The following is a 26033-nucleotide window of genomic DNA, read 5'->3' on the forward strand; positions in this document are numbered from 1 at the left end:
TGCATCGTTAGATAGCATAAAATACCTCGTTCATTAGCACAGTAGGTAAAACGGTAATTATGCGAGTAGCACTTGGAGTTGAATACAACGGCGCACGTTATAGTGGTTGGCAGCGTCAATCACATGTAAATAGCGTACAGCAAGAAGTAGAAAAAGCGTTGTCGCGTATTTGTAATCATCCTGTTGAAGTTATATGTGCAGGGCGTACAGATGCTGGTGTGCACGGTACAGGCCAAGTAATACACTTTGAAACGCAAGCCGATCGGGATATGGTCGCATTTACACTAGGTATGAATACTTTAATGCCTAAAGATATTGCTATTCGCTTTGCCCAACCGGTTGCTGATGACTTTCATGCCCGTTTTAGTGCTACAGCTCGTCGTTATCGCTATGTTATTTATAACTCCCCCCTACGAGGTGCGGTATTAAACGAGGGTGTTACGCATTTTCATCATCATCTTGATGAAACAAAGATGCAAGAGGCGTGTCAGTACTTAATAGGTAAACACGATTTCACCTCTTTTAGAGCGATACATTGCCAAGCGAATACACCGACAAGAACAATTCATCATCTGTCGGTACAGCGCCAAGGTACTTACGTTATTATTGATATTAAAGCGAATGCATTTTTACATCACATGGTACGTAATATCACAGGCAGCTTAATGGATGTTGGTTTACATAAACAACAACCTATATGGATAAAAGAGCTACTCGATTGTAAAGAACGCGCAAAGGCCAGTGCTACCGCTAAGGCTGCTGGTTTGTATTTAGTGGATGTTGACTACCCTGAGCAATTTAATATTCCTCAAACACCTCTAGGCCCTTTATTTTTGCCTGATATAGATGTGGTATAAGTACTTTTTATGAGCACTTTTAACTACTAAGACCAGTTTTTTATACCGCGTTAGTGTAATTCATGTTTTAATTGAAAAAATTTGTCTGCTAATTGCTATTAGCAGGCTCGCGACACAGAACAGTATTAAGAGAGTTGCAAATGAGTTGGCTAGAAAAAATCTTACCTAAAACGACAAAATCATCAGGTCGTAAAGAAATCCCAGAAGGTGTTTGGGCTAAGTGTACATCGTGTGATTCAATTTTATATAAAGCTGAATTAGAAAAGTCATTAAACGTATGTCCTAAGTGTGACCATCACATGCGTGTTAGTGGCCGTAAGCGCCTAGAGCACTTTTTAGATGAAGGTGATCGTCAAGAGCTTGGTACACAACATGAGCCTAAAGACATTCTTAAGTTTAAAGATTCTAAAAAGTACTCTGACCGTATCAGTGCAGCCCAAAAAGCAAGTGGTGAAAAAGATGCACTTGTGGCGATGAAAGGCCGATTAAAAGGTATTCCAGTGGCAGCGGTAGCATTTGAGTTCTCATTTATGGGTGGTTCAATGGCTTCTGTTGTTGGCGCTCGCTTTGTTGATGCTGTTGATCAATGTTTAGAGCATAACATGCCGCTTATTTGTTTTTCTGCATCAGGCGGAGCACGTATGCAAGAAGCGCTTATGTCGCTTATGCAAATGGCTAAAACAAGTGCTGCACTTGCAAAAATGACGGAAAAAGGTCTTCCATTTATTTCAGTAATGACCGACCCGACAATGGGTGGTGTATCTGCATCACTTGCTATGCTGGGTGATATTAACGTTGCTGAACCTAAAGCGTTAATTGGTTTTGCAGGTCCTCGTGTTATTGAGCAGACTGTTCGCGAAACATTACCTGAAGGTTTTCAGCGTAGTGAATTTTTGCTAGAACATGGTGCAATTGACATGATTATTGATCGCCGTGAAATGCGCGATACCCTTGCACGCATTTTAGCTAAATTTATGAACTTGCCTTCTACGGAACAAGAGCATAGAGTAGCGTAAATTTCAGCTTTACTGATTACACGCTATGACAAAAACAATTCCTAGCCAATCATCAAGCCTTGATGATTGGCTTTTTTATTTAGAAAGTGTTCACCCAGCTAACATTGCAATGGGCCTAGAACGAGTTGCTAATGTTGCCAACAATATTGGCCTTTTAAACACTCCAAGTAAAATTATTCTTATTGCCGGTACAAACGGTAAGGGCACCACTGCACGTTGCTTAGAGTCGCTATTGCTAGCGCAAGGTTTTAGCGTGGGTACTTACGCATCTCCTCATTTAATTCGTTATAACGAGCGTGTACGAGTTAATGGCGAAGAACTGGCAGACCAATTCCATATAGATGCTTTTCACCAGCTTGAGCAAGGCCGTAAAGACACTCCTTTGACTTATTTTGAATATGGTACTTTGGGTGCGTTGGCAATTTTTAAACGCTGTAAGGTCGATTATGTATTACTAGAGGTTGGTCTAGGCGGGCGCTTTGATGCTACAAATATAGTAACTCCCTTTGCAAGCGTGATCACCACTATCGATTTAGATCATAAAGAGTACCTAGGTAATACACGAGAGTTAGTGGCTTATGATAAAGCCGGTATTTTTCGTGAAAATACGCCTGCTATTATAGGGGATTTGAATATTCCTCACACAATGACTGATTACGGCAAAGAAATTAATGCCAATATGACGTTGTCGGGCAGTGACTTTATTTTCAAAGAGAATGCTGAGAGCTTTAATTGGCAATATAAAGAACATAATCTTGTAATAGATAAGCCAGCAATACCGTGTCAAAATGCAGCAACGGCGTTAACTGCGCTAAGCGTTTTAAACTTATTACCAAGTGAGCAAGTCATACGAAGTTGCCTCGCTAATTTAGTTGTAGAAGGGCGGTTTCAGCAGTTAAGCGCTGAGCCTTTAGTCTTTACCGATGTAGCACATAACCCTGAGTCGGCGCGTTATTTAGCCAATAAGTTATCAAGCTATAAAGATAAAGGCTTTAAAATTCATGCATTAGCCGCTATGCTTGCTGATAAAGATAAAGTGGGTGTACTTAAAGAAGTAAGTCACTTGGTCGATGAGTGGTCATTAGCGAGCTTAAGTGGTCCGCGAGGCGACACTGCAAGTAATTTACAAAATGCGCTGCAGGGTATATCTCATCATAATACTATCAATAGCTATGATAGTGTGGCACAGGCACTGAGTGTAATTTTACCAAAACAACAAAGTGATACTATGTTGATTGTATTTGGTTCATTTTTTACAGTGGCCGGCGCTATTAATTACTTTAAAAAATAGAGAGGATGTCGGTGAACTCAAGTTTTATTAATCGCTTAGTCGGAACAAGTATAGTAGTGATCGCAGCAATTGTGTTTATCCCTAATATACTCGATGGCGAAAAAGTGCATTATAAAGAGGGCTTTAAAGCGATACCTGATCGCCCTGAGTTCAAAACAATCGATCTTCAAGAGTCAATTGATGAAAATGTTGCTAACGCTGAGCCACTAAAACAAGATGAAATTGAAGATATTCAAGCTGACGATGAAGCTTTTGAGCAGCAAAACGCTATGGATGAGAGTGACTACGCTGTAGAGAATAAAGTTGTTGAAGCGACTATTGAACCCAAAGCTACACCGATCACTAAGGCACCGGTTCAGGCTAAACCAAAACCTATTGCGCCTCGTAAAAGTGATGAAAACCTAACAAGTATGGCTTACGTTATTCAATTAGGTAGTTTTTCACATGTTGCAAATGTAAAAGCATTACAGGCTAAATTAAAAGTTGAAGGGTTTAAAACGTTTACTAAACCGATTAAAACCCCAAATGGGACATTAACCAAAGTATTTGTTGGCCCTTCACTTGATAAAAGTGAATTACAAAAGCAGCTCCCCCAGCTTAAAAAGCTTACTAAATTAAATGGTAAAGTTACGCAATACGAAGTAACAAAATAATTATAAAAAAGGCTTGTATAACAAGCCTTTTTTATTTATTAATATTTGTTTTTATGATTATCACTCGCCCGCAATACCCATTCTATAATGTTAATTTTTTGTATTGACTACAACCCAGTAATCTCCCGTTTAAACTTGCATACTAACGATGTTTGGGTATAGAATGCGCCCCAAATTAGCGACTAATTGGTTCTTATGATCTGGGTTGATTACGCCATTATTGGCATCATTGCATTGTCTACCATCATCGGTTTAATACGCGGCTTTGTAAAAGAAGCAATGTCATTAGCGGTATGGGCTGGCGCCTTTATCATCTCTAGCTTATTTTACCAATATTTAGCTTCCTTCCTAACAACCATTTCTGAACCCCTTTTAAGAAATGCTGCGGCCATAGCCATATTATTCTTTGCGACGCTACTGTTAGGCGGTTTACTAAACTATATTTTAGGTGAGCTTGTACATCGTACTGGTTTATCGGGTACCGACCGTGTTTTTGGCATAGTGTTTGGTGCTCTACGAGGCGTGTTGGTCGTGAGCGCGTTACTCTTCTTTCTTGATGCTTTTACTGGTGCACCCAATACGCACTGGTGGGGCAATTCTATTTTGATTCCAGAATTTGGCTTTGTTGTTGAATGGTTCTTTTCGTACCTAGAAAACAACTCGAGCTTTTTAAATTCAGTAAACCGTTAATCGGCGAGGATAAATTACATGTGTGGTATCGTTGGAATAGTCGGAACATCCCCTGTGAATCAGGCGATTTATGATGGCTTAACTGTTTTGCAGCACCGTGGTCAAGATGCCGCGGGTATCATTACCATTGAGAATAATACGTTTAGCTTGCGCAAAGCAAATGGCTTAGTGAAAGATGCCTTTCACACACGTCATATGAAACGACTACAAGGTACAATTGGTCTTGGCCATGTGCGCTATCCTACAGCAGGATCTTCAAGCTCATCTGAAGCACAGCCTTTTTATGTTAACTCACCGTTTGGTATAGCACTTGCCCATAATGGCAACCTTACTAATGCAGAAGCTTTAAAAGAGCAGTTATTCTCAGAAGCACGTCGTCACGTTAATACAACATCAGACTCTGAAATTTTACTTAATATCATGGCACATGAATTAAGCAAATCTGATAAGTTGCATTTAGACCCTGAAGATATTTTTACTGCGGTAACCGAAGTAAACAATAAAGTAAGCGGTGGTTATGCAACTATTGCTATGATTATCGGCCACGGCATTGTTGCTTTTCGCGACCCTAATGGTATTCGCCCACTTGTATTTGGTAAACGCGAAACCGAAAAAGGTACTGAGTACATGTTTGCCTCAGAAAGCGTTGCGTTGAAACCGGACGGTTTTGAGTTTGTACGTGATGTAGCCCCTGGTGAAGCTATATATGTTACAGAAGAAGGTGAATTCCATTCACTTAGTTGTGCTGATAAGGCATCTTACTCGCCGTGTATTTTTGAATTTGTTTATTTTGCTCGACCTGACTCAACAATAGACCGTATGTCTGTGTACGCAACACGCGTAAACATGGGGACTAAACTAGGCGAAAAAATTGCACGTGAATGGGCTGACAAAGATATTGATGTAGTTATCCCAATCCCAGAAACTTCATGTGATGTAGCACTGGAAATCGCACGTGTACTTGATTTACCGTATCGCCAAGGTTTTGTTAAAAACCGTTATATTGGTCGTACATTTATCATGCCTGGCCAAGAGATGCGTAAAAAATCAGTGCGTCAAAAGCTAAACGCAATTGATCGCGAGTTTAAAGGTAAAAACGTATTATTAGTTGATGACTCAATTGTTCGTGGTACAACATCAGCACAAATTGTTGAAATGGCCCGAGAGTCTGGCGCTAAAAACGTTTACTTTGCATCAGCGGCACCTGAAATACGCTTCCCTAATGTGTACGGTATTGATATGCCTTCAGCCGCTGAGCTTATTGCTCACGGACGTGAAGTAGAAGATATTAATGCAAGTATTGGTTCTGACGGTTTAATCTTTCAATCGTTAAAAGATTTAATTGCTGCGGTTAGCCAAGAAAATCCTGAAATTACTAAGTTTGAAACTTCAGTATTTGATGGCCAATATATTACTGGCGATATTGATCAAAACTATTTAAATCGTATTGATAAGCTACGTAACGATTCAGCAAAAAGCACCCGAGAAAGTGCGATGTCTTCAGGTTTAGAAATACACAACCAAGACGAAAACGAAGCTGATTAATGATTAGTTAATAAAAAGTCGTTACACAAAAAAAAGGAGCTAATTAGCTCCTTTTTTGCGAAGGAAAGAAAGGGAACATTTCTATCAAACATGACTCTTTTTTTAGGTGAAATTTATTAAGTAAACATTGGGCTAACAATCCCATTAGTCCAAAGCATAGCTGTTACAGCTAAAATAATAACCAGTAATATTAATCCACACGTTACTACCGAGCTGGCGTAAATAAAGCCGCGCTCTTCTGGGATATGCATAAGTATTGGTACGCCGGTATAGAGTAAATAAACCGAGTAAGCCAGTGCAATAATTCCAATACACACTACAAACCAAAGTACAGGCCAAAAAGCGGCGAGTGCCGACATAAACACTGGTGTTGCAGTATATGCTGCAAGTTCAAGTGTTTGTGTAAATGTAGGTTTAGAGCCAAATGTAACCGCCATCCAATGGGCTAAATACGCCAATGCAAAAACACCCGCTATTAAAGCAAAATACATTGCACCTGCAATTAGCAGTGCACTATCGTGCGTTAAAAATACGGGATTGCCTGCACCTATACTCCATCCTAAATAAACAGATGAGTAGTAGCCCATTATTGAAGGAAATAAAGCAATCAGTAAAATATGCGACAAACTATAGGTTAAACTTTCATGGCGATTATCTATTGTTTGCCATTCTTCAAGTGGGTGAGCATAAATGCCCCAGAGGTGATTTAGTATCATAGTACTTACTCCATAAAAGGAACGTATTATTGTTTTGGTTGGTTTATTTTTATACAGTCTATGTACAGTTATGGTTCACTTATTTTGCAAAGTCAAGTTAACTCGTTATTAACATTTAGACGCAGATAAGGGCTTTGATTTATCCCAAGCAAAATTTCGTGTTAAAATAACGGTCTATCAAATTTATTTAGTAATGAGCAGTCAACGTGCCACATAGCCAACTTTTAGAGCCGATTAATAACTTTTTATTGTGTACCACCCCAGAGCAATGGGTGGAGCAAGCAATTAAAAAAGAAAACTTATCAGTCATTTTAATAGATCACTTAATTTGTGAATTAAAAGCAGCTCAAAGTGCGATGTTTTTAATACGTAAATACGCGGTAGATAAAGAGGGTAGTGATGCATTACTCGAGTGGCTAAAGCCATTTGAAACGCTTATTTACAAGCGAGAAGGGAATTGGCGCGATCTGGCTGCTAAAAATAAGCTCACTAAATCAATAATTCCTAAATCGAGTTCTCCATACGGGCAAGGTCTAATCGATAAAATGGTTTTGCTGATAAAAGAAGAGCTGCATCACTTTTATCAAGTGCTCGAAATTATGGACGAGTACGGTGTAGAGTATCAAAGCATTACACCATGTCGTTACGCAAAAGGCATGCTCCGTCATGTTAAAACGTTCGAGCCCGATGCATTAGTCGATAAGCTAATAGTAGGCGCTTATATTGAGGCGCGTTCGTGTGAGCGTTTTGCAAAGCTTGCACCGCATGTTGACAAACGTTTAGGTGATTTTTATATTTCGTTGTTACGTTCAGAAGCGCGTCATTACCAAGATTATTTAACTTTAGCGCAAGAAATTGCTGATTTTGATATTACCGAACGCGTAAACTTTTTTGGTGAAAAAGAAAAAGAGCTAATTTCTACAACCGATACTGATTTTAAATTTCACAGCGGTGTTCCAATAGCGCAAAGCTAATTTTCTTTTAAGAAATTAATATACTCTGCTATTTTCTGATTGCTGAAATTATGTTTTTTCATAATTTTAGCAATGCATCCATTTTTAGTTATTATATCAATTCCTCTATTAAATTTTTGTAAGTATTCTTTGGCTCTATAATTTGATTTAGAGACAACTAAATATAGTTTATGAGAAGCAAGATCTGGCGATAAGTACTCAATATTATTATCATCTGAATCTTCGGTTTTAGTGTGTTCAAGCCAATAATTTCCAACCTCTTTAGTACCCGCGACTAAATCAATACGCCCTTGTTGTAGTAAATATAAGCTTGTAGGAAGGCTTTTAGTGGACGTTATTGCCAGCTCCCTATTTCTAGCAAACTCTTGGCTTACAACGGCATTGTCTTCTGTGCCAATACTATAAGGTGTTAATGATTGAACTGTACCATCGAAATTAATAACACTCTCTTTTCGTTTGAAAACTCCTGAGTGAGCAACTGCAAGTGGACGAGAGTAGTAAAAAACTTCATTTCTTTTTAATGAATAAAAAGCACCTAAAATAGCGGTTTTTCTGTTTTTTTCTAATAGCTTTAGGGCGCGGTCCCAGGTCGTAAACTCGGCTTCGCTATTAATACCTTGCGTTTTAAGAGCTGATTCGGCTATTTCATATAGCCAGCCATTACTAGGTAGGTTTTCGCTAAAATAGGGAGGGTAGTTTTCTGTAACAATTTGCCATGTTTGCTTGCTAAATACTTGTGTAGGAATGGCAATTACTACGATGAAAATTAACAGCTTAATCATTCAACCTCTCACTATTATTCATATATATAGATAAATAATAGTCAGAATTTTAAATTATGCGAAAGGCGTGCTAATTAATTCTTGTGATTGAGGGGTAACGACTAAATAAGAGCCTTGGGTATACCAGTCACCTAGCACTGTGCGAGTAAGTGTTTGTTCATTAACTTTATACGTATGAACATTAGGGCGATGAGTATGACCATGAATCATATTCGTAACGTTATGTTTGGCAAAGGTGGCAAGTACAGCCTCATCGACAACGTCTAAAATTTCGATAGGTTTATCAGCTTGGCTTAACTTACTTTTTTCGCGGGCATTACGCGCTATTTTTTTACGATACCAAAGCGGCATTGCAAGCATCAATTTTGGCCACCACCAACCACGGCTCTTTTTACGAAAGTTTTGATATTCAGTGTCTTGAGTGCACATTTCGTCGCCATGTAAAATAACGGTAGGCGTGCCATATAAATCAATGACCGTTTGTTCATCGAGTAATGTCATTGCGGCCATGTCGGCATATTGCTTGCGCATAATGAAATCACGATTGCCATGTATAAAATAAACAGGTGTGCCACCATCATTAACGGCGCTTAAATGTTTTGCTACATCGGCACTCAGTGCAGTAATGTAGTCATCTCCAACCCATACTTCAAAAAAATCACCCAAAATATAAAGTGCATCTACATCTTTATTTAATATATGTGTATTTAAAAAGTCAAAAAATGCAGCGCTAATGTCGGGGCGGTTTTCGCTTAGGTGTAAATCTGCAATAAAGTAAGTTTGGCGAGTCATAGGTCAGTCTATTCTAGTTTTAAAAAAACGGGCATATACTAATAGTATACACCCGCTTATATACTCACATAATATGAGTAAACGTTACTAGTTAACAGTAACGCTTTCGATGATCACATCTTCAAGAGGTACGTCTTGGTGAAAACCAGTACTACCTGTTGCAACTGCTTTAATCTTATTTACTACGTCCATGCCTTCTACTACTTCAGCAAAAACACAATAACCCCAACCTTGCGATGTTTCGCTGCTGTGGTTTAAAAAGTCGTTGTTGTTCACGTTAATGAAAAACTGTGCTGTAGCTGAATGAGGATCAGGTGTACGTGCCATAGCTAAAGTGCCTACTTTATTAGACAGGCCATTATTAGCTTCATTCTGAATTGGGTCGTTTACTTCTTTTTGTTCCATACCTGGAACAAAACCACCGCCTTGAACCATAAAACCATCGATTACACGATGAAAGATAGTGCCGTTGAAAAAATCAGCATTTGCATACTCTAAAAAGTTTTTAACTGTGTTTGGAGCTTCTTGCTCAAACATTTTAATGGTGATGTCACCAAAATTCGTGTGTAGAACAACCATGTGTTTTCCTATGTCCGGTTTAAATATTGGCGCTATTTTATCGTAGTTGGCTAAGATTAACAAAGTAGATGTTTGGTTTGTTATAAAGCGCTAGAGCAGGGGCTTTTCAAGTGGTAACATAACTGTTCAAGTAAATAGTCAAGGACTCAAAGTAAATGGTAAATATATACAACACACTCACGCGACAAAAAGAGCAATTTAAACCTATGGTCGAAGGAAAAATCGACATGTATGTGTGTGGTATCACCATTTATGATTACTGCCATATTGGACACGCTCGTACTTTTGTAGGTTTTGACGTTATTGTGCGCTACTTACGCCATATTGGTTACGATTTAAAATATGTACGTAACATTACAGATATCGACGATAAAATAATTAAACGTGCGAACGAAAATGGTGAGTCAATAAACGACTTAACTGTGCGCATGACTAAAGCGATGCATGAAGATTTTGATAGCCTAAATATGCTACGCCCAGATATTGAGCCAACAGTTACAAGCCATATGGACGAAATTATCGTTATGGTTAAGCGCTTGATTGAAAAAGGCCATGCCTATGTTGCAGCCGACGGCGATGTTTTGTTTGATGTATCAACGTTTGAGCAATACGGTGCACTTTCTCAGCAAGATTTAACTATGTTGCAATCAGGTTCTCGCGTTGAAGTGGCGCAAGATAAAGACGATCCACTTGATTTTGTGTTATGGAAAAAAGCAAAAGCAGGTGAACCATCATGGTCATCACCTTGGGGTGAAGGGCGTCCGGGTTGGCATATTGAATGTTCGGCAATGAGCTCAAAGCACTTAGGTGAGCATTTTGATATTCACGGTGGGGGGTCTGATTTACAGTTTCCACATCATGAAAACGAAATTGCCCAATCGTGCTGTGCAAACAACGGCAAGTATGTAAATACATGGATACATACTGGCATGGTTCAAGTAAACAAAGAAAAAATGTCTAAGTCGTTAGATAACTTCTTTACAGTGCGTGAAGTTTTAAAAGCATACGATGCTGAATCTGTTCGTTACTTTTTAATTTCAGGTCATTACCGCAGCCAACTAAATTACTCACAAGAAAATTTAGACCAAGCGCGTTCATCACTTGAGCGCATTTATACAGCGCTTCGTGATGTCGAACCGGTAGAGTGCGATTTAGAAGGTAATGAGTTTGTTGCTAAATTTAGAAAAGCAATGAATGACGACTTTAATACACCAGAAGCACTACCTGTGTTGTTCGAACTTGCTAAAGAATTAAACCGCGTAAAAGAAAGTGACGCAGTTCAAGCTGGGCAACTTGCGTTTATATTACGCAGTATTGGTAACGTTTTAGGGGTTGCTCAACAAGCACCGGAAGCCTTTTTACAAGGCGGGCAAGATGACGACGAAGTTGCGACAATTGAAGCATTAATTGTGAAACGTAATGAAGCACGTGCAAGTAAAAACTGGGCTGCTGCTGATGAAGCACGTGATGCGCTTAATGCGTTAGGTGTAATACTTGAAGATTCAGCCGGTAAAACAACGTGGCGTAAAGCGTAAGCGTTTAAAGTAATTCACGTTCAACTAAAAAAGGGTTGCCAAATGGCAACCCTTTTTTGATTTTTTAACAGCTTAGCTGTGATATTTCTCACACGCTTCAAGTGTGTTTTCAATTAAGCTCGCGACCGTCATCGGGCCAACGCCACCTGGTACAGGTGTAATAAAATGCGCTTTTTGTTCAGCCACACTGTATTGAACATCACCAACTAATTTACCCGTGTCTAAACGGTTAATGCCTACATCGATGACTATAGCGCCTTCTTTTATCCAATCTCCAGGTATAAATTCAGGTTTACCTACAGCCACAACTAATAAGTCAGCGCGGCGAACATGCGTTTCTAAGTCTTGAGTAAACTTATGGCATACTGTGGTAGTACAACCCGCCAATAAAAGCTCTAACGACATTGGACGACCAACAATATTTGACGCGCCAACGACAACTGCATGCATCCCTTTATAACGTACACCCGTTGAATCAAGTAATGTAATAATACCTTTAGGGGTACATGGGCGAAGGGCAGGCATACGCTGTGCTAATCGACCAATGTTATATGGATGAAATCCATCAACATCTTTATGTGGGGTAATGCGTTCTAAAATCTTTTCAGCATCAAGACCTTTTGGCAGTGGTAACTGCACTAAAATTCCATCAACTTCGGCATCATTATTTAGCTCGTCAATTAAATCTAAAAGAGTTTGCTCTTGCGTGTCTGCTGGTAAATCAAATGATTTGGATATAAAACCTACTTCTTCACAGGCTTTACGTTTTGAACCAACATAAACTTGGCTTGCTGGATCAAGTCCAACAAGTACTACTGCAAGTCCTGGTGCACGTAAACCATTTGCTACACGTTCACTTACGCGTTCTGCTACAGCGCTACGTACTTGTTTTGCGATTGCCTTACCATCAATGATGTTTGCCGTCATGGGTGACCTTTAATTGGGGTTAATTAACTAGATACCGATACTCTAAAAACGAATGCATAATAAAATAGGGGTAAAAATGCTAATAAAGAAAACATACTCTTTATTTAACTCGTTTTATAATGTGCCTACTATTTTCGCAGAAAAGCATAGCAGCGCCAAGTTGCTTTTAATGTATATAACATTTGAGTTATTAAATAGTTTAAATTTCAGCCTACTATTGTAATATTTAACCATTGTGCACTAAAAATGAGCACTTGATTGGTTTTATTAAAAAAACGTTTGACCTAACCCCGTCAAATCACTATTATGCACCCCGTTGTCAACGAGGTCACTCGCTAACAATAATAAGTTTCGGCGATTAGCGCAGTTTGGTAGCGCACTTGGTTTGGGTCCAAGGGGTCGCAGGTTCAAATCCTGCATCGCCGACCATTTTTATAATTTATTATAATCGAATAGCTTATTGGTAAACTATGAAGTTTTCGATGCGCCCATAGCTCAGCTGGATAGAGCAACGCCCTTCTAAGGCGTGGGTCGAAGGTTCGAATCCTTCTGGGTGCACCATTTGAAAACATGTAAATATAGCGGTGATTGTAGCTCAGTTGGTAGAGCCCCGGATTGTGATTCCGGTTGTCGTGGGTTCGAGCCCCATCAGTCACCCCATTTACAACGAATATCGGCGATTAGCGCAGTTTGGTAGCGCACTTGGTTTGGGTCCAAGGGGTCGCAGGTTCAAATCCTGCATCGCCGACCATTTTCTTAAAATGGTCTTAAACTCTCAGTTTAAGTGTTCAGTATGAAAAAAGAAGTTAACTCTTCAATGTCGGCGATTAGCGCAGTTTGGTAGCGCACTTGGTTTGGGTCCAAGGGGTCGCAGGTTCAAATCCTGCATCGCCGACCATTTTCTTATCTAATAAGAATAATAAGTAAATTCCTCTAAGTTATAAATCTAAATCTGTTAGCCTATAATTCTATTAAATAATTTCTACTTTAATCCATTCAATGTCTAGTTAGCCTGTTTTTTATTCAGTTAGTCTCTATAGTCCCTTATCTAGTCCAAATAATTGCCCCCTATACTCGACTATCATAAATATTAGGTTATAATGCCGCGTCTATTGTTTAACATAGTGCCCGAAGGGCAAAGCAGCAATGGTATCTCATGGTAGCGACGGATGCTTTTAAGTGTGAAAAACCGCTTAAACTTTATCAAGACTCATGCAGATCACTTTGTTTGTAAAGGAAGGCGAACAGTCGCCAAAATTGAATATTGAGGTAAATCATGCAAGTTTCTGTTGAGACGACCCAAGGCCTTGAGCGCCGTATAACTATCACCGTTCCTTCAGAGAACGTTGAGACCGAAGTAAAAAAACGCCTACAACAACTGTCAAAAACACAGCGTATAGATGGTTTCCGTGCTGGTAAAGTTCCAGTATCTGTAATTAACAAGCGTTTTGGCCCTGCAGTTCGTCAAGAAGTTGCTGGCGAAGTAATGCAACGTAATTACATTGAAGCAATCGTTTCTGAAAAAATCAATCCAGCTGGCGCGCCTACATTCGCACCTAAATCACTTGAAGCAGGTAAAGATTTAGAATTCTCAGCAACGTTTGAAGTTTACCCTGAAGTTGAAGTTCAAGGTTTAGATAAAATTACTGTTGAGAAACCAGCGGTAACAGTGACTGACGAAGATTTAGCTAACATGCTAGAAACACTTCGTAAGCAACACGCAGCGTGGGCTGATGTTGATGCAGCTGCTGGCGAAAACGACCGTGTAACAATTGATTTCGTAGGTACTATCGACGGTGAAGTATTTGAAGGCGGCAAAGCTGAAGACTTCCCATTAGAACTTGGCCAAGGTCGTATGATCCCAGGTTTTGAAGATAACATCGTAGGTAAAAAAGCAGGCGAAGAAGTAGTTGCTGATGTAACTTTCCCTGATGATTACCACGCTGAAAACTTAAAAGGTAAAGCGGCTCAATTCACTATCACAGTGAAAAAAGTTGAAGCGCAAGAATTACCAGAATTAAGCGAAGAGTTTGCAACTAAATTCGGTGTTACCGAAGGCGGAGTAGACGCGCTTAAAGAAGAAGTTAAAAAGAACATGACACGTGAGCTAGACCAAGCGGTTAAAGCAAGCGTTAAAGACCAAGCAATCAAAGGTCTTTTAGCTAACAACGAAATCGAAGTGCCTAAAGCACTTGTTGATCAAGAAGTTGATGCTCTACGTCAGCAAGCAGCTCAACGTTTTGGCGGCGACGCTCAAAACATGCCAGAGCTTCCAGCTGAATTGTTCCACGAGCAAGCTGTAACACGTGTTAAAACTGGCCTTTTATTAGGTGAAGTGATTAAAGCTAACGAGATTAAAGTTGATGACGCTAAAGTTGAAGCATTAATCGCAACGGTAGCTTCTGCATACGAAGATCCAACTGAAGTAGTAGAATACTACAAAGGTAATGATCAACTTATGCAGCAAATGCGTAATGTAGCAATGGAAGAGCAAGCTGTTGAAGCTATTTTAGCTAAAGCAGTTGTTACTGATGTTGAAAAAGCATTTGATGACATCATGAATCCACAGCAAGGTGCTTAATAAGTCATTGACTTAAGCTCTCGCTAACGATTAAATGGCTCGTGCTACTCTGTTTATACAGCGTGCCCGGGCCATTTTAGTTTTTGGCTCTAAATTTGCGAAAAACGATAACTATGCTTCCTTATAATAAGGATAAGTATAAGCGCATAAGGAATTAAATAAGTATGAATACTGGTATTACAGATCCCCTAAATGCATTGGTCCCAATGGTTGTTGAACAAACACCGAAAGGCGAGCGCTCGTATGATATTTATTCGAGATTATTAAAAGAGCGTATTATCTTTTTAACAGGTCAAGTTGAAGACAACATGGCAAATCTGATTTTAGCGCAAATGCTATTTTTAGAATCAGAAAATCCTGATAAAGATATCTTTTTATACATCAACTCACCAGGTGGTTCAGTAACTGCGGGTATGGCTATTTACGACACAATGAACTTCATCAAACCAGATGTAAGTACAATATGTGTAGGTCAAGCTGCAAGCATGGGTGCTTTTTTACTTACTGCTGGCGCTAAAGGTAAGCGTTTTTGCCTACCAAACTCACGTGTGATGATTCACCAACCATTAGGTGGTTTCCAAGGTCAAGCATCTGACTTTGAAATACATGCTAAAGAAATTCTGTCTATTAAAGCTAAGCTTAATCGCTTAATGGCTGAGCATACAGGCCAACCATTAGATATTATCTCTAAAGACACAGATCGTGATAACTTTATGAGTGCCACGCAAGCTGTAGATTACGGCTTGGTAGACTCTGTGTTTACAAATCGCGACAAAAAGTAAGCGCTTGGCGAGCAGGATTGCCTGTTTGCCACTTTGAGTTACTATGCGAAAACTAATAAATTTTGGTATAGTTAAAGCGTATTGAAATAGCCGCCAACAGTTTTGGTGGCCAACGTAATAAAATGAGGTAGCTGAATGTCTGACACTCCTACAGACGGCGACAAAAGTAATAAATTGTTATACTGCTCTTTTTGTGGCAAAAGCCAACATGAAGTGCGTAAATTAATTGCAGGCCCTTCAGTATACGTTTGTGATGAATGTGTAGAGTTGTGTAACGATATTATCAGGGAAGAGATCAAAGACATTGCTCCTAAGCATGATACGTCTGACAAACTACCTGTACCAAAAGAAATTCGTAAACACTTAGACGATTATGTTATTGGTCAAGATCATGCTAAAAAAGTATTGTCTGTTGCCGTTTATAACCATTATAAACGCCTACGTAACCAATCGACTAAGCAAGACATTGAATTAAGTAAAAGTAATATTTTGCTTATCGGCCCAACAGGTAGTGGTAAAACATTACTTGCAGAAACATTAGCGCGTCTACTTGATGTGCCGTTTACTATGGCCGATGCCACTACATTAACCGAAGCAGGTTATGTAGGTGAAGATGTTGAAAACATCATTCAAAAGCTTTTACAAAAATGCGATTACGATGTTGAAAAAGCGCAACGTGGCATTGTTTACATTGATGAAATTGACAAAATTTCTCGTAAATCAGATAACCCGTCAATTACACGTGATGTATCGGGTGAGGGCGTTCAACAGGCGCTACTTAAACTGATTGAAGGCACCGTTGCTTCTGTTCCACCGCAAGGTGGTCGTAAACATCCACAACAAGAGTTTTTACAAGTAGATACGTCTAAAATCTTGTTTATTTGTGGTGGTGCATTTTCAGGCCTAGATAAAGTAATTGAGCAACGTAGCCATAAAAATACCGGTATCGGTTTTGGCGTTAGCGTAAAAGAATCTGCGGCGAGTCGTTCTTTAAGTGAAACATTTAAAGACGTAGAACCAGAAGATTTAGTTAAATACGGCTTAATTCCTGAGTTTATAGGTCGTTTGCCAGTAGTTGCTACGTTAACAGAACTTGACGAAGCTGCTCTTGTGCAAATATTGAGTGAACCTAAAAACGCGATTACTAAACAGTTCTCAGTATTGTTTGGTATGGAAGACGTTGAACTTGAGTTTCGCGATGATGCCTTAGCTGCAATTGCCCACAAAGCAATGGAGCGTAAAACAGGTGCACGTGGTCTTCGTTCAATCGTTGAAGGTGTGTTACTTGATACTATGTACGAACTTCCTTCAATGGATGACGTAAGCAAAGTGGTTATTGATGAAACCGTTATTAAAGGTGAGTCAGACCCAATCTTGATTTATGAAAATAATAAACAAGATAAAGCTGCATCAGAATAGTTTTTAAGCTATTTGAATGAAAAAAGGAGCCTTAGGCTCCTTTTTTTATAATTAATTTAATCGAGTATGGGAAAATTGTTGAACTTTAATTAGGTTATCCCCATATACTTGAGTAATCTTTAAAATAAATGAAGTGCGAAGAGAAACTATAATGACGCTTGAGAGAACCGACCGAGTCGAAATCCCAGTCCTTGCACTGCGCGATGTTGTGGTATACCCGCACATGGTGATCCCGCTTTTTGTTGGCCGTGAAAAATCAATAAAATGCCTAGAAGCGGCAATGGACAAAGACAAACAAATTTTCTTGGTTGCACAAAAAGATGCAACTGTAGATGAACCAGAGCAAGATGATATTTATCGTATCGGTACTATTGCCACTGTACTTCAGTTATTAAAATTACCAGACGGTACAGTTAAAGTTTTAGTTGAAGGTACACAGCGCGCACAAATTGAAGAATTTGTAGATAACGATGACTTTTTTGTTGCTAATGCTCAATTTATTGAATCTGATTCGGTAGACGAGAAAGAACAAGATATTTTTATTCGTAGCGCAATTAGCCAGTTTGAAGGCTATGTAAAGCTAAACAAAAAAATTCCACCTGAAGTACTAACTTCAGTTTCAGGTATTGATGAGCCAGCACGCCTTGCCGATACAATGGCAGCTCATATGCCGCTTAAAGTACCTGAAAAGCAAAAAGTGCTAGAAATTTCAAGTGTTACAGAACGTCTTGAATATTTAATGGCATTAATGGAAGGCGAAATAGACTTACTGCAAGTTGAGAAGAAAATTCGTACCCGCGTTAAAAAGCAGATGGAAAAGTCTCAGCGCGAGTATTACCTCAATGAGCAAATGAAAGCCATTCAAAAAGAGCTGGGTGAGCTTGACGATGTACCTGACGAATTTGAAGCACTTAAAAAACGCATCGAAGAATCGGGTATGCCAACAGAAGCACAAGACAAAGCGACGACAGAGCTTAACAAGCTTAAGATGATGTCGCCAATGTCTGCAGAAGCGACTGTAGTGCGTTCATACATTGACACATTAATTAATGTGCCATGGAAAAAACGCTCTAAAGTGAAAAAAGACTTAGCGGGCGCGCAAAAAATTCTTGATAGCGATCACCACGGCTTAGATAAAGTAAAAGAACGCATTATTGAGTACCTCGCGGTACAACAGCGTACTAATAAGCTTAAAGGGCCAATTTTATGTTTAGTTGGGCCACCAGGTGTTGGTAAAACATCACTTGGGCAATCTATAGCGCGTTCAACTGGTCGTAAGTATGTGCGTATGGCGCTTGGTGGCGTACGTGATGAAGCTGAGATTCGTGGTCATCGTCGTACATATATTGGTTCAATGCCAGGTAAGCTAATTCAAAACATGACAAAAGTGGGCGTTAAAAATCCATTATTTTTGTTAGATGAAATCGATAAAATGTCATCAGACATGCGTGGCGACCCAGCATCAGCACTATTAGAAGTGCTTGATCCTGAGCAAAACAGCCACTTTGCTGATCATTACCTTGAAGTAGATTACGATTTATCTGATGTTATGTTTGTAGCAACATCAAACAGCTTTAACATTCCGGGCCCATTACTAGACCGTATGGAAGTTATTCGCTTATCGGGTTACACCGAAGATGAAAAGCTAAACATTGCAAAAGAGCACTTAATTACTAAACAAGTAAAACGTAACGGCTTAAAAGAGTCTGAAATAGTTATCGAAGATAGTGCAATTATTGGCATTATTCGTTACTACACACGTGAAGCGGGTGTACGTAACTTAGAGCGCGAAATCTCAAAACTATGCCGTAAAGCAGTTAAAAATATCTTACTTGAAAAAGACACTAAAACAGTGACTATCAATCAAGATAACCTAGAAGACTTTTTAGGTGTGCAACGCTTTGATTATGGTAAAGCTGAAGATGGCGACCGTATTGGTCAAGTTACAGGTTTAGCATGGACAGAAGTTGGCGGTGATTTGCTAACAATCGAATGTGCGGCTGTACCAGGTAAAGGTAAACTTACTTATACCGGTTCACTGGGCGATGTGATGCAAGAGTCGATTCAAGCGGCAATGACGGTAGTACGTAATCGCGCAGATACATTTCGTATTAATAGCGACTTTTACGAAAAACGTGATATTCACGTTCACGTACCAGAGGGCGCAACACCGAAAGATGGTCCTAGTGCGGGCGCAGCAATGGTAACAGGTCTTGTATCTAGCTTGACGGGTAACCCTGTACGAGCAGATGTTGCAATGACCGGTGAAATTACGCTACGTGGTGAAGTACTTCCTATTGGTGGCTTAAAAGAGAAATTATTGGCGGCGCATCGTGGTGGAATTAAAACAGTAATCATTCCAAAAATTAACGAACGTGACTTAAAAGAGATACCAGACAACGTGCTGGCAGGTCTTGATATTCACCCAGTTACTTGGATTGACGAGGTGTTAAAGCTTGCTTTAGTGCATCCTGTTGAGAGTTTTTCGGTCGAAACACCTAAAAACCAAGAAAAAAGCTAAAAAAAGTGCTTTTTAGGGCTTTTCAAATCTAAACGGTATGATAAGTTAAGCACTGGTTTTCAAGCCTAGCCCTTATGGGGCGTAGGCTTAAGAAAAATATAATCATGTGAGCATTAAATGTTTGCTCTACAATTTTCAAAAAAGTGATGTTAGTTTAAAAAACCATCGCTCTTGATAATAACAATGAAAGAGGATGATATTGTGAATAAATCTCAATTAATCGATCAAATCGCAGCTGATGCTGACATTTCTAAAGCGGCTGCAGGTCGTGCACTAGATTCATTCATCGAATCTGTATCTGGCGCGCTAAAAGAAGGCGACTCAGTTGCACTTGTTGGTTTTGGTACTTTCTCAGTACGTGACCGTGCTGCACGTTCAGGCCGTAACCCGCAAACTGGTGAAACAATCCAAATTGCTGCTGCAACTATTCCAGCTTTCAAAGCCGGTAAAGCGCTTAAAGACGCAGTAAACTAATCACTGTTTTAAACACATTAGTTATGGCGAGTGTAAAGTTACTGATTCACCACAACAGATGAATTAAGTAACTTTACCGCCAGTTACTTCAAGTGAAAAAGCGTATCTGGTAAGATACGCTTTTTTTACATGTGACAAGGTAAAATACCTTGATCAAAAAGAGATAAACAAATGCTTGAGAAAATCAGAGAAGGTTCGCAAGGACCTGTAGCCAAAATAATTTTAGGCGCGGTGATTTTATCTTTTGCCTTAGCAGGGATCGGTAGTTACTTAGGTCAAACCACAGAACAACCCGTTGCTGAAGTAAATGGAATTAAAATTAGTCAAACCGATTTTAACCGTGCTTACCAAAATGAACGTAGCCGTTTAGAGCAACAATTTGGTGAATATTTTACACAAATTGCCGCTGATCCAAATTACATGGCGCAAATTCGCCAAGGTGTAGTTGACCGCTTAGTACAACAAGAATTGCAATCACAGCTAGCGGCTGATTTAGGCCTTCGCGTAAGCGACGAAAGTGTACGTAAAACAATTTTAGAGCTACCGTACTTTCAAATTGGTGAAAAGTTTAATAACGATCGTTACTTACAAGTAATTCGTCAAATGAACTTTCAACCAGATGCTTTTCGTGAATACTTACGTAAAGATATGACACGTAGTCAGGTTGTATCAGCTGTTGCAGGTACAGACTTTGCCCTAGAGAGCGAGCTCAAAAGCGCAATTGCTCTACAGCAGCAAACTCGTAGTATTGACTACTTAGTCATTAATAAAGAAGCGCTAGCCGCGGACGTAGAAGTATCAGAGCAAGAAGTGTCTGACTACTACGAGCTAAACGCATCACAATTTTTATCTCCAGAGCTTATTTCAGTAAGTTATATTGAGCTTAGAGCAGCAGGTATTAATGTTGAATCGGTAACCGAGGATGACGTTAAAGCCTATTACGAGCAAAACAAAGCGCAGTACATAGAACCTGAAAAACGTCGCGTATCACATATCTTAATTGATAACAGTGAAGACGATGATGCAGCAAAAGAAAAAGCCAATGCACTTCATGCACAACTAGAGCAAGGTGCAGACTTTGCTGAGTTAGCAGAATCATCATCTGACGATATCGTTAGTGGCGAAATGGGCGGCGACCTTGAATGGATTGAACGTGACGTAATGGACCCTGCATTTGAAGATGCGACTTTCGCACTGCAAAACAAAGGTGACATTTCTGAGGTTGTTGCTTCTGAGTTTGGTTATCACATAATTAAACTTACAGACATTCAACCACAACAAGTTAAAGCGTATGACGATGTTAAAGCTGACTTACGTGCTGAATTAGAACAAGCTGAAAAAGTAGATGCATTTTACGAAAAGCAAACAGAAATGGGCGCACTTGCATTTGAAATTTCAGACCGCTTAGACGACGCTGCAGAAGTTGCTGAAGTTGAAGTTAAATCTACACCTCTTTTAGCACTTAATGCTCTACCAGAGCCTTTAAACAGCCCTGCAGTTGTAACAGCACTAACATCAGTTGATTTACTTGAAGATAAAGTAAACTCTGAAGTTATTGAGCTTGGTGAGGAGCATGCAATTATTGTTCGTATTAACGAGCATAAACCTGCTGCTACTAAAGCGCTGGATGAAGTAAGCGAGCAAATTAAAGCGCGTTTAGTTAATGAAAAATCATCTGAGCTTGCTAAAGAAAAAGCGCGTAGCTTATTTGCAGAAGTACAAGCAGGTAAGAGCTTAAACGATGTAGCTAACGAGCAGAGCTTAACACTTCGCCAAGAAGCGCAGTTAACACGTCAAAGCTACACTGTTTCACCTGCTATTGTGACTCAAACATTTAAAATGGCTCACCCAGCAGGTTCTGCGGTAGTTGAGCTTGTTAATTTAAATAATGGTGATGCAGCAATTGTTGCGCTTAAGTCGGTAACAGATGCACAAGTTGCAGCTAATATTGACCCTCAAGCAAAACAAAGCATTACTATGGCGCAAGCTAATAAAAACTACATGGTATTTATTGAAGCGCTTAAAGCCAATGCTGAACTTAACTTACCAACGGCTACACAAACTGTTGAATAATTAATTTTAGCTCATAAAGAAAGGCGCTTTTAAAGCGCCTTTTTTATTGTCTTAAATAAAGTTGGTACATTACCAATTCGCTTAATTAAGTATTATTGCGGATTGGTATTAATTACCTCTGGCAATAAACTCAATTCGATTGCCGCTAGGCTCTCTTATCATCATATGTTGGGTTGGACCTTTACCTAAGTTTTCTGGTGCAAACTCTATAATAATATTATTTTGCATTTTTAAGTGTGTATGTAGCTCGCTTAACTTTTTGATACTTTCTACACTGAGTGCTAAATGGTGTAAGCCCACATTTTCTGCCCGATTAAACTCCACACGTTTTTCATCATTTTTTACGCGCCATAATGTAATGGTTATTTTATTGTTTGATAAAAAATAAGCGGGGTAGGTTGGATCACTTCCTAGCGTTTTAAAACCAAGTACATCAGTAAAAAATGCTTTGGATGCATTTAAGTTTGATACGGTTAAACCTAAATGATCAACGCCACCAACCCAACTTTTAGAGCTAGAGTTTTCGTCAGCTATTGAGGTTGTTGATAGCAGTAGTAACGCTAATGATGAAATGCCTGTGAGTAATGTTTTTTTTAGCATAGATCCTCTTTATGGTTTTAGTTGTTAAATTGCGCATTTAACAAAGACCTTCATAAAGGAGATTACATTACACGCTAGGCTGCGTTTAGCAGCTAAGTAATCGCTGCGTTACTTTTGATTGGGGGTTTTGAAAAACATCTTCAGTAGGGCCGTATTCAACTACTTCGCCTTTATCGAGTACAACCACATAATCACTGATGTGGCGCACTAGACTTAAATGATGGGTGATCATCACATACGTAAGGCCTGTGTCGCGCTGCAGCTTAAGTAATAAATTCACTATTTGCGCGCGTATAGAAGGGTCTAAAGACGAAACGGCTTCATCAAGCACAATCACCTTAGGATCTAAAATTAATGCACGAGAAAACGCAACACGCTGTAGTTGCCCCACACTAAACATATGCGGGTAGTAGTATTTATGATCGATTAACAAACCCACCTTTGAAAGCGTTGCATCGATCTTTTCAGTGCGTTCACTAGCATCAAGCTCAGTATTATATTGCAGGCAATCATCAAGCATTTCGCCAATGGTCAACCCCGGGTTGAGCGATGCAGCTGAATCTTGAAAAATCATACGAATATCCCGGCATTGATTATCGCGTACGCCATTATCTTCGATAATATTATTCTCGAGCAAAATTTGCCCGCTATCAGCAGTATCAGCTCCTGAAAGTAGTTTTGCTAATGTACTTTTACCTGCACCTGTTTCACCAATTATGGCAATACTTTCGCCTTTACCGACACAAAACGAAATATTTTTAAGTACTTCAAACTTTTTACGTGAAAAAAGCCCTGCTCGCACATTGAATGTTTTTGATAGCGCTTGTACTTTTAACAGTGGCTGCATTATTTCATGTCCTTAATTAACGGAAAATGGCACGCATAACTATGACCATGATGCTTAGTAAGGGTGGGAGTTACCACGCAGGCTTTTTGTGCTTGCGGACAACGCGGCCCGAGGCGGCAGCCAATAGGCAAGTGTTGCAGGGTAGGGATAGTCCCTTTAAGTGCATAAAAAGGTTCTTTATGCGCTAAACCTTGTTCGTAGTCTGGCAAGCTTTTTAGTAATGCTTGCGTGTATGGATGGCGAGGCTGTTTAAATATTTCATGGGTTGGGCCTGCTTCAACCATTTGCCCGCAATATAAAACATGAATGCCATGCGACCAATGTGCAATCTCTTCAAGTTCATGAGAGATCATCAAAATAGACATGTTTTTAAGTTGGTTTAAGCTTTTTAGTAGTCTAAATACTTGTGCGCGAGTTGTGCTCTCAAGTGCTGTAGTTGGCTCATCAGCTATTAATAACTTAGGCGTGCGAGCAATGGCCATCGCAATCATTACTTTTTGACATACGCCCTCTGAGAGCTCATGAGGGTAACTACTTAATACTGCTTCGTGGTTTTTAATGCCCACTTTATGAATAAGCGCTTTTACTCTGTCTTTTCTCTCGCGGTTGCGCTTTAAAAAGAAACCTTTAGTTGCGATCTCTGGCAATGTTTCGGCAATTTGGTCAAATATTTTAGCGGTTGGGTCAAGGCAGCGACTTGGATCTTGATAGATCATCGCTATATCTTGGCTTACTATTTTACGGCGTTTCTCTGGACTTAAACGCATTAAGTCTACGCCGCGCCAATGAATACGGTCGGCAGTAATATCCCAGCGTTCGTTCAATACACCAATAATCGCTTTTGCTATTAGGCTTTTACCAGAGCCAGACTCGCCCACAAGCGCATGTACTTCGCCTTCTTTTAAGCTAAAGCTCACTCTGTCTACGGCTCTAATTACAGTTTCAGAGGTACGTAGTTCAATTGTTAAGTTACGAACATCGAGTAATTGCATTTAATCAGCCTTACGTGCTTTTAGCACTTGTCGCAGGCCATCGCCTACTAAATTAGTAGATAACACGGCTAAAAATAACAGTATACCAGGTAGCGCTACAGTCCACGGTGCTAAATAAATGAGGCCTAGGTTTTCGGCTAATATTGCGCCCCATTCGGTCGTCGGTGGCTGAGCCCCTAATTTTAAAAATCCCAGTGCTGAAATATCTAATATAGCGGTAGATAGCGCCATCGTGAATATAACCACAATATGCTCATAAATATTAGGAAAAATACCACGCGATATAATATGCCAATTAGACGCACCATCTAGTCTAAACGCAGTAATGTAGTCTTTACTTAATTCATCAACAATCAGGTTACGCACTGAGTGAATAAACTGCGGCAGTAATGCTAAAATAATTGCCCATACGGTATTCATTAAACCCGGGCCGAGTATGGCGATTATTATTATTGCCAGTAACAAAGAAGGAATAGAAAGCGTTATATCAAGCAAGTGATTTAAAAAGCTTGAACGCAGCCCTTTACTAATCCCTGCAAAAGTACCCACTAACACACCAAAAATAGTCGTGATTAGGGCGGCTACAACAGAGAGGCCAAACGTATACGTAGCACCATTCATTAAGCGCGAGAGTACATCACGGCCTAAATCATCGGTACCTAAAAGAAAGCGTACATCGCCCATTTCTCGCCACGATGGCGGAATAAGCAGTGCATCAGTGTGTTGTTGGTTTACACCATACGGGGCTAAAAAAGGAGCGGTGGCGGCTAATAGTGCAAACGCCATAAATATCCATAAACCAACCAAAGCAGGGTGGTTATTTTTAAACTTTCGCCAAAATCGCGCCAGTGGCGATTTATTCGACTCTTCAGAAAATAAATTAAACTTTGCCATGGGCCTGATTCCGCGAGAGTGGATCGAATAAAGTGTAAGTAAGCTCAGCTGTAATAGAAGCTAAAATAACAAATAAAGACACTGCCATTAACCCGCCTTGAATTGCAGGGAAGTCACGCTGATAAATACTATCGATTAACCATCGGCCAATACCCGGCCACGAAAAAATAACTTCGGTAATCATCGCAAGCGTTATTAGCGTACTAAATTGCAAACCAATTTGCTTAATTACCGGCAGTAATGCATTACGCAGTGCATGGTGCATGATAAGTTGGCGGCGGTTAAGGCCTTTTGCCCTAGCTGTTTTAATAAAGTTTTGATCCATTACTTTAAGCATAGACTCGCGAGTAAAGCGCACTAATACAGTGGTTGGATACATCGCCAGTACAATAGTCGGAAGTGTTAAATGGCGCAGCGCATCAACAAAGGCCATTCCTTTATATGGAAAGCCAGCCAGTGCAATATCAATTAAAATAAAACCAGTACTGGCGGG

Annotated in this window: 24 protein-coding genes and 5 tRNA genes; 19 read left to right on the plus strand and 10 right to left on the minus strand. The window is 39.7% G+C overall.

Annotated features, from left to right (window positions below):
- Window positions 1-59: 59 nt before the first annotated feature.
- The 6 genes from truA to purF all read left to right on the plus strand — a co-directional run bounded on the left by truA (window position 60) and on the right by purF (window position 6052).
- Window positions 60-857 carry a tRNA pseudouridine(38-40) synthase TruA gene (truA, locus tag L654_RS0117415; protein WP_007584098.1) on the plus strand — a complete coding sequence of 266 codons (798 nt, stop codon included), beginning with the start codon at window positions 60-62 and terminating at the stop codon, window positions 855-857.
- 140 nt (window positions 858-997) lie between these two features.
- Entirely contained in the window at window positions 998-1873 is an 876-nt protein-coding gene (gene accD, locus L654_RS0117420; RefSeq protein WP_007376856.1) for an acetyl-CoA carboxylase, carboxyltransferase subunit beta, read from the plus strand.
- 25 nt (window positions 1874-1898) lie between these two features.
- The gene (gene folC / locus L654_RS0117425; RefSeq protein WP_024608610.1) at window positions 1899-3164 is read left to right on the plus strand and encodes a bifunctional tetrahydrofolate synthase/dihydrofolate synthase; all 1266 of its coding nucleotides are present in this window, start codon (window positions 1899-1901) and stop codon (window positions 3162-3164) included.
- 11 nt (window positions 3165-3175) lie between these two features.
- Window positions 3176-3817: an SPOR domain-containing protein gene (locus L654_RS0117430; RefSeq protein ID WP_024608611.1), complete on the plus strand. Its 642-nt coding sequence runs from the start codon at window positions 3176-3178 to the stop codon at window positions 3815-3817.
- 195 nt (window positions 3818-4012) lie between these two features.
- Window positions 4013-4507 carry a CvpA family protein gene (locus tag L654_RS0117435; protein ID WP_007376853.1) on the plus strand — a complete coding sequence of 165 codons (495 nt, stop codon included), beginning with the start codon at window positions 4013-4015 and terminating at the stop codon, window positions 4505-4507.
- Window positions 4508-4525: 18 nt separating this feature from the next.
- Window positions 4526-6052, plus strand: coding sequence for an amidophosphoribosyltransferase (gene purF, locus L654_RS0117440; protein WP_007580920.1), 1527 nt, complete (start codon window positions 4526-4528; stop codon window positions 6050-6052).
- Between the two features lie 116 nt (window positions 6053-6168).
- Here the strand turns inward: purF and L654_RS0117445 are convergent, their stop codons facing one another.
- Entirely contained in the window at window positions 6169-6768 is a 600-nt protein-coding gene (locus L654_RS0117445; protein WP_007580923.1) for a Yip1 family protein, read from the minus strand.
- A gap of 206 nt (window positions 6769-6974) precedes the next feature.
- Here L654_RS0117445 and miaE point away from each other — a divergent pair, with 206 nt between their 5' ends.
- Complete coding sequence (gene miaE / locus L654_RS0117450; protein WP_024608612.1) at window positions 6975-7742, plus strand: tRNA isopentenyl-2-thiomethyl-A-37 hydroxylase MiaE; 768 nt, start codon at window positions 6975-6977, stop codon at window positions 7740-7742.
- Here the strand turns inward: miaE and L654_RS0117455 are convergent.
- The 3 genes from L654_RS0117455 to L654_RS0117465 form a co-directional block, all read right to left on the minus strand.
- On the minus strand, window positions 7739-8524 hold the full coding sequence (locus L654_RS0117455) for a transporter substrate-binding domain-containing protein (RefSeq protein WP_007580927.1): 786 nt from the start codon (window positions 8522-8524) through the stop codon (window positions 7739-7741). The two genes, miaE and L654_RS0117455, sit on opposite strands and share 4 nt — an antisense overlap.
- Window positions 8525-8578: 54 nt before the next feature.
- The gene (locus tag L654_RS0117460; RefSeq protein WP_007580929.1) at window positions 8579-9316 is read right to left on the minus strand and encodes a UDP-2,3-diacylglucosamine diphosphatase; all 738 of its coding nucleotides are present in this window, start codon (window positions 9314-9316) and stop codon (window positions 8579-8581) included.
- An 87-nt stretch (window positions 9317-9403) separates the two neighbouring features.
- Complete coding sequence (locus tag L654_RS0117465) at window positions 9404-9895, minus strand: peptidylprolyl isomerase (protein ID WP_007580931.1); 492 nt, start codon at window positions 9893-9895, stop codon at window positions 9404-9406.
- 155 nt (window positions 9896-10050) lie between these two features.
- Here L654_RS0117465 and cysS point away from each other — a divergent pair, with 155 nt between their 5' ends.
- Entirely contained in the window at window positions 10051-11430 is a 1380-nt protein-coding gene (gene cysS, locus L654_RS0117470) for a cysteine--tRNA ligase (RefSeq protein ID WP_024608613.1), read from the plus strand.
- A gap of 72 nt (window positions 11431-11502) precedes the next feature.
- Here the strand turns inward: cysS and folD are convergent, their stop codons facing one another.
- On the minus strand, window positions 11503-12357 hold the full coding sequence (folD, locus tag L654_RS0117475) for a bifunctional methylenetetrahydrofolate dehydrogenase/methenyltetrahydrofolate cyclohydrolase FolD (RefSeq protein WP_002958348.1): 855 nt from the start codon (window positions 12355-12357) through the stop codon (window positions 11503-11505).
- A gap of 352 nt (window positions 12358-12709) precedes the next feature.
- Here folD and L654_RS0117485 point away from each other — a divergent pair.
- The 11 genes from L654_RS0117485 (at window position 12710) to L654_RS0117535 (ending at window position 22207) form a co-directional block, all read left to right on the plus strand.
- Window positions 12710-12786 (plus strand) — tRNA-Pro (locus L654_RS0117485).
- 55 nt (window positions 12787-12841) lie between these two features.
- Window positions 12842-12918 (plus strand) — tRNA-Arg (locus L654_RS0117490).
- 23 nt (window positions 12919-12941) lie between these two features.
- Window positions 12942-13017, plus strand: a tRNA-His gene (locus L654_RS0117495).
- 14 nt (window positions 13018-13031) lie between these two features.
- Window positions 13032-13108: transfer RNA gene (locus tag L654_RS0117500), tRNA-Pro, on the plus strand.
- Window positions 13109-13178: 70 nt separating this feature from the next.
- Window positions 13179-13255, plus strand: a tRNA-Pro gene (locus tag L654_RS0117505).
- Between the two features lie 378 nt (window positions 13256-13633).
- Window positions 13634-14938, plus strand: a complete 1305-nt coding sequence (tig, locus tag L654_RS0117510) for a trigger factor (protein WP_024608614.1) — start codon at window positions 13634-13636, stop codon at window positions 14936-14938.
- A 164-nt stretch (window positions 14939-15102) separates the two neighbouring features.
- Complete coding sequence (gene clpP / locus L654_RS0117515) at window positions 15103-15720, plus strand: ATP-dependent Clp endopeptidase proteolytic subunit ClpP (RefSeq protein WP_024590978.1); 618 nt, start codon at window positions 15103-15105, stop codon at window positions 15718-15720.
- A 135-nt stretch (window positions 15721-15855) separates the two neighbouring features.
- On the plus strand, window positions 15856-17139 hold the full coding sequence (clpX, locus tag L654_RS0117520) for an ATP-dependent protease ATP-binding subunit ClpX (protein WP_002958344.1): 1284 nt from the start codon (window positions 15856-15858) through the stop codon (window positions 17137-17139).
- A 151-nt stretch (window positions 17140-17290) separates the two neighbouring features.
- Window positions 17291-19660: an endopeptidase La gene (gene lon / locus L654_RS0117525; RefSeq protein ID WP_024608615.1), complete on the plus strand. Its 2370-nt coding sequence runs from the start codon at window positions 17291-17293 to the stop codon at window positions 19658-19660.
- Window positions 19661-19843: 183 nt separating this feature from the next.
- Window positions 19844-20134 (plus strand): HU family DNA-binding protein, encoded by a 291-nt coding sequence (locus L654_RS0117530; protein ID WP_157823336.1) that lies wholly within the window; start codon window positions 19844-19846, stop codon window positions 20132-20134.
- A 171-nt stretch (window positions 20135-20305) separates the two neighbouring features.
- The gene (locus tag L654_RS0117535) at window positions 20306-22207 is read left to right on the plus strand and encodes a SurA N-terminal domain-containing protein (protein ID WP_024608616.1); all 1902 of its coding nucleotides are present in this window, start codon (window positions 20306-20308) and stop codon (window positions 22205-22207) included.
- 108 nt (window positions 22208-22315) lie between these two features.
- On the opposite strand, the gene L654_RS0117540 is transcribed toward L654_RS0117535, so the two are convergent.
- From L654_RS0117540 to L654_RS0117560, 5 genes are all read right to left on the minus strand, one after another.
- Window positions 22316-22807, minus strand: a complete 492-nt coding sequence (locus L654_RS0117540) for a VOC family protein (RefSeq protein ID WP_024608617.1) — start codon at window positions 22805-22807, stop codon at window positions 22316-22318.
- Between the two features lie 85 nt (window positions 22808-22892).
- A complete protein-coding gene (locus L654_RS0117545; RefSeq protein WP_024608618.1) occupies window positions 22893-23654 on the minus strand; it encodes an ABC transporter ATP-binding protein in 762 nt (253 codons plus the stop codon).
- Window positions 23654-24646 (minus strand): oligopeptide/dipeptide ABC transporter ATP-binding protein, encoded by a 993-nt coding sequence (locus L654_RS0117550; protein WP_007580952.1) that lies wholly within the window; start codon window positions 24644-24646, stop codon window positions 23654-23656. Before L654_RS0117550 ends, L654_RS0117545 begins: the two co-directional genes overlap by 1 nt.
- Entirely contained in the window at window positions 24647-25540 is an 894-nt protein-coding gene (locus L654_RS0117555; RefSeq protein ID WP_007580954.1) for an ABC transporter permease subunit, read from the minus strand.
- Window positions 25527-26033: ABC transporter permease (locus tag L654_RS0117560; protein ID WP_024595335.1), on the minus strand; the 507-nt coding region annotated here is incomplete at its 5' end. The genes L654_RS0117560 and L654_RS0117555, both read right to left, overlap by 14 nt.

Origin of the sequence: Pseudoalteromonas sp. TAB23, from assembly GCF_000498075.1 — a bacterium.
GTDB classification, from domain to species: Bacteria; Pseudomonadota; Gammaproteobacteria; order Enterobacterales; family Alteromonadaceae; genus Pseudoalteromonas; species Pseudoalteromonas arctica.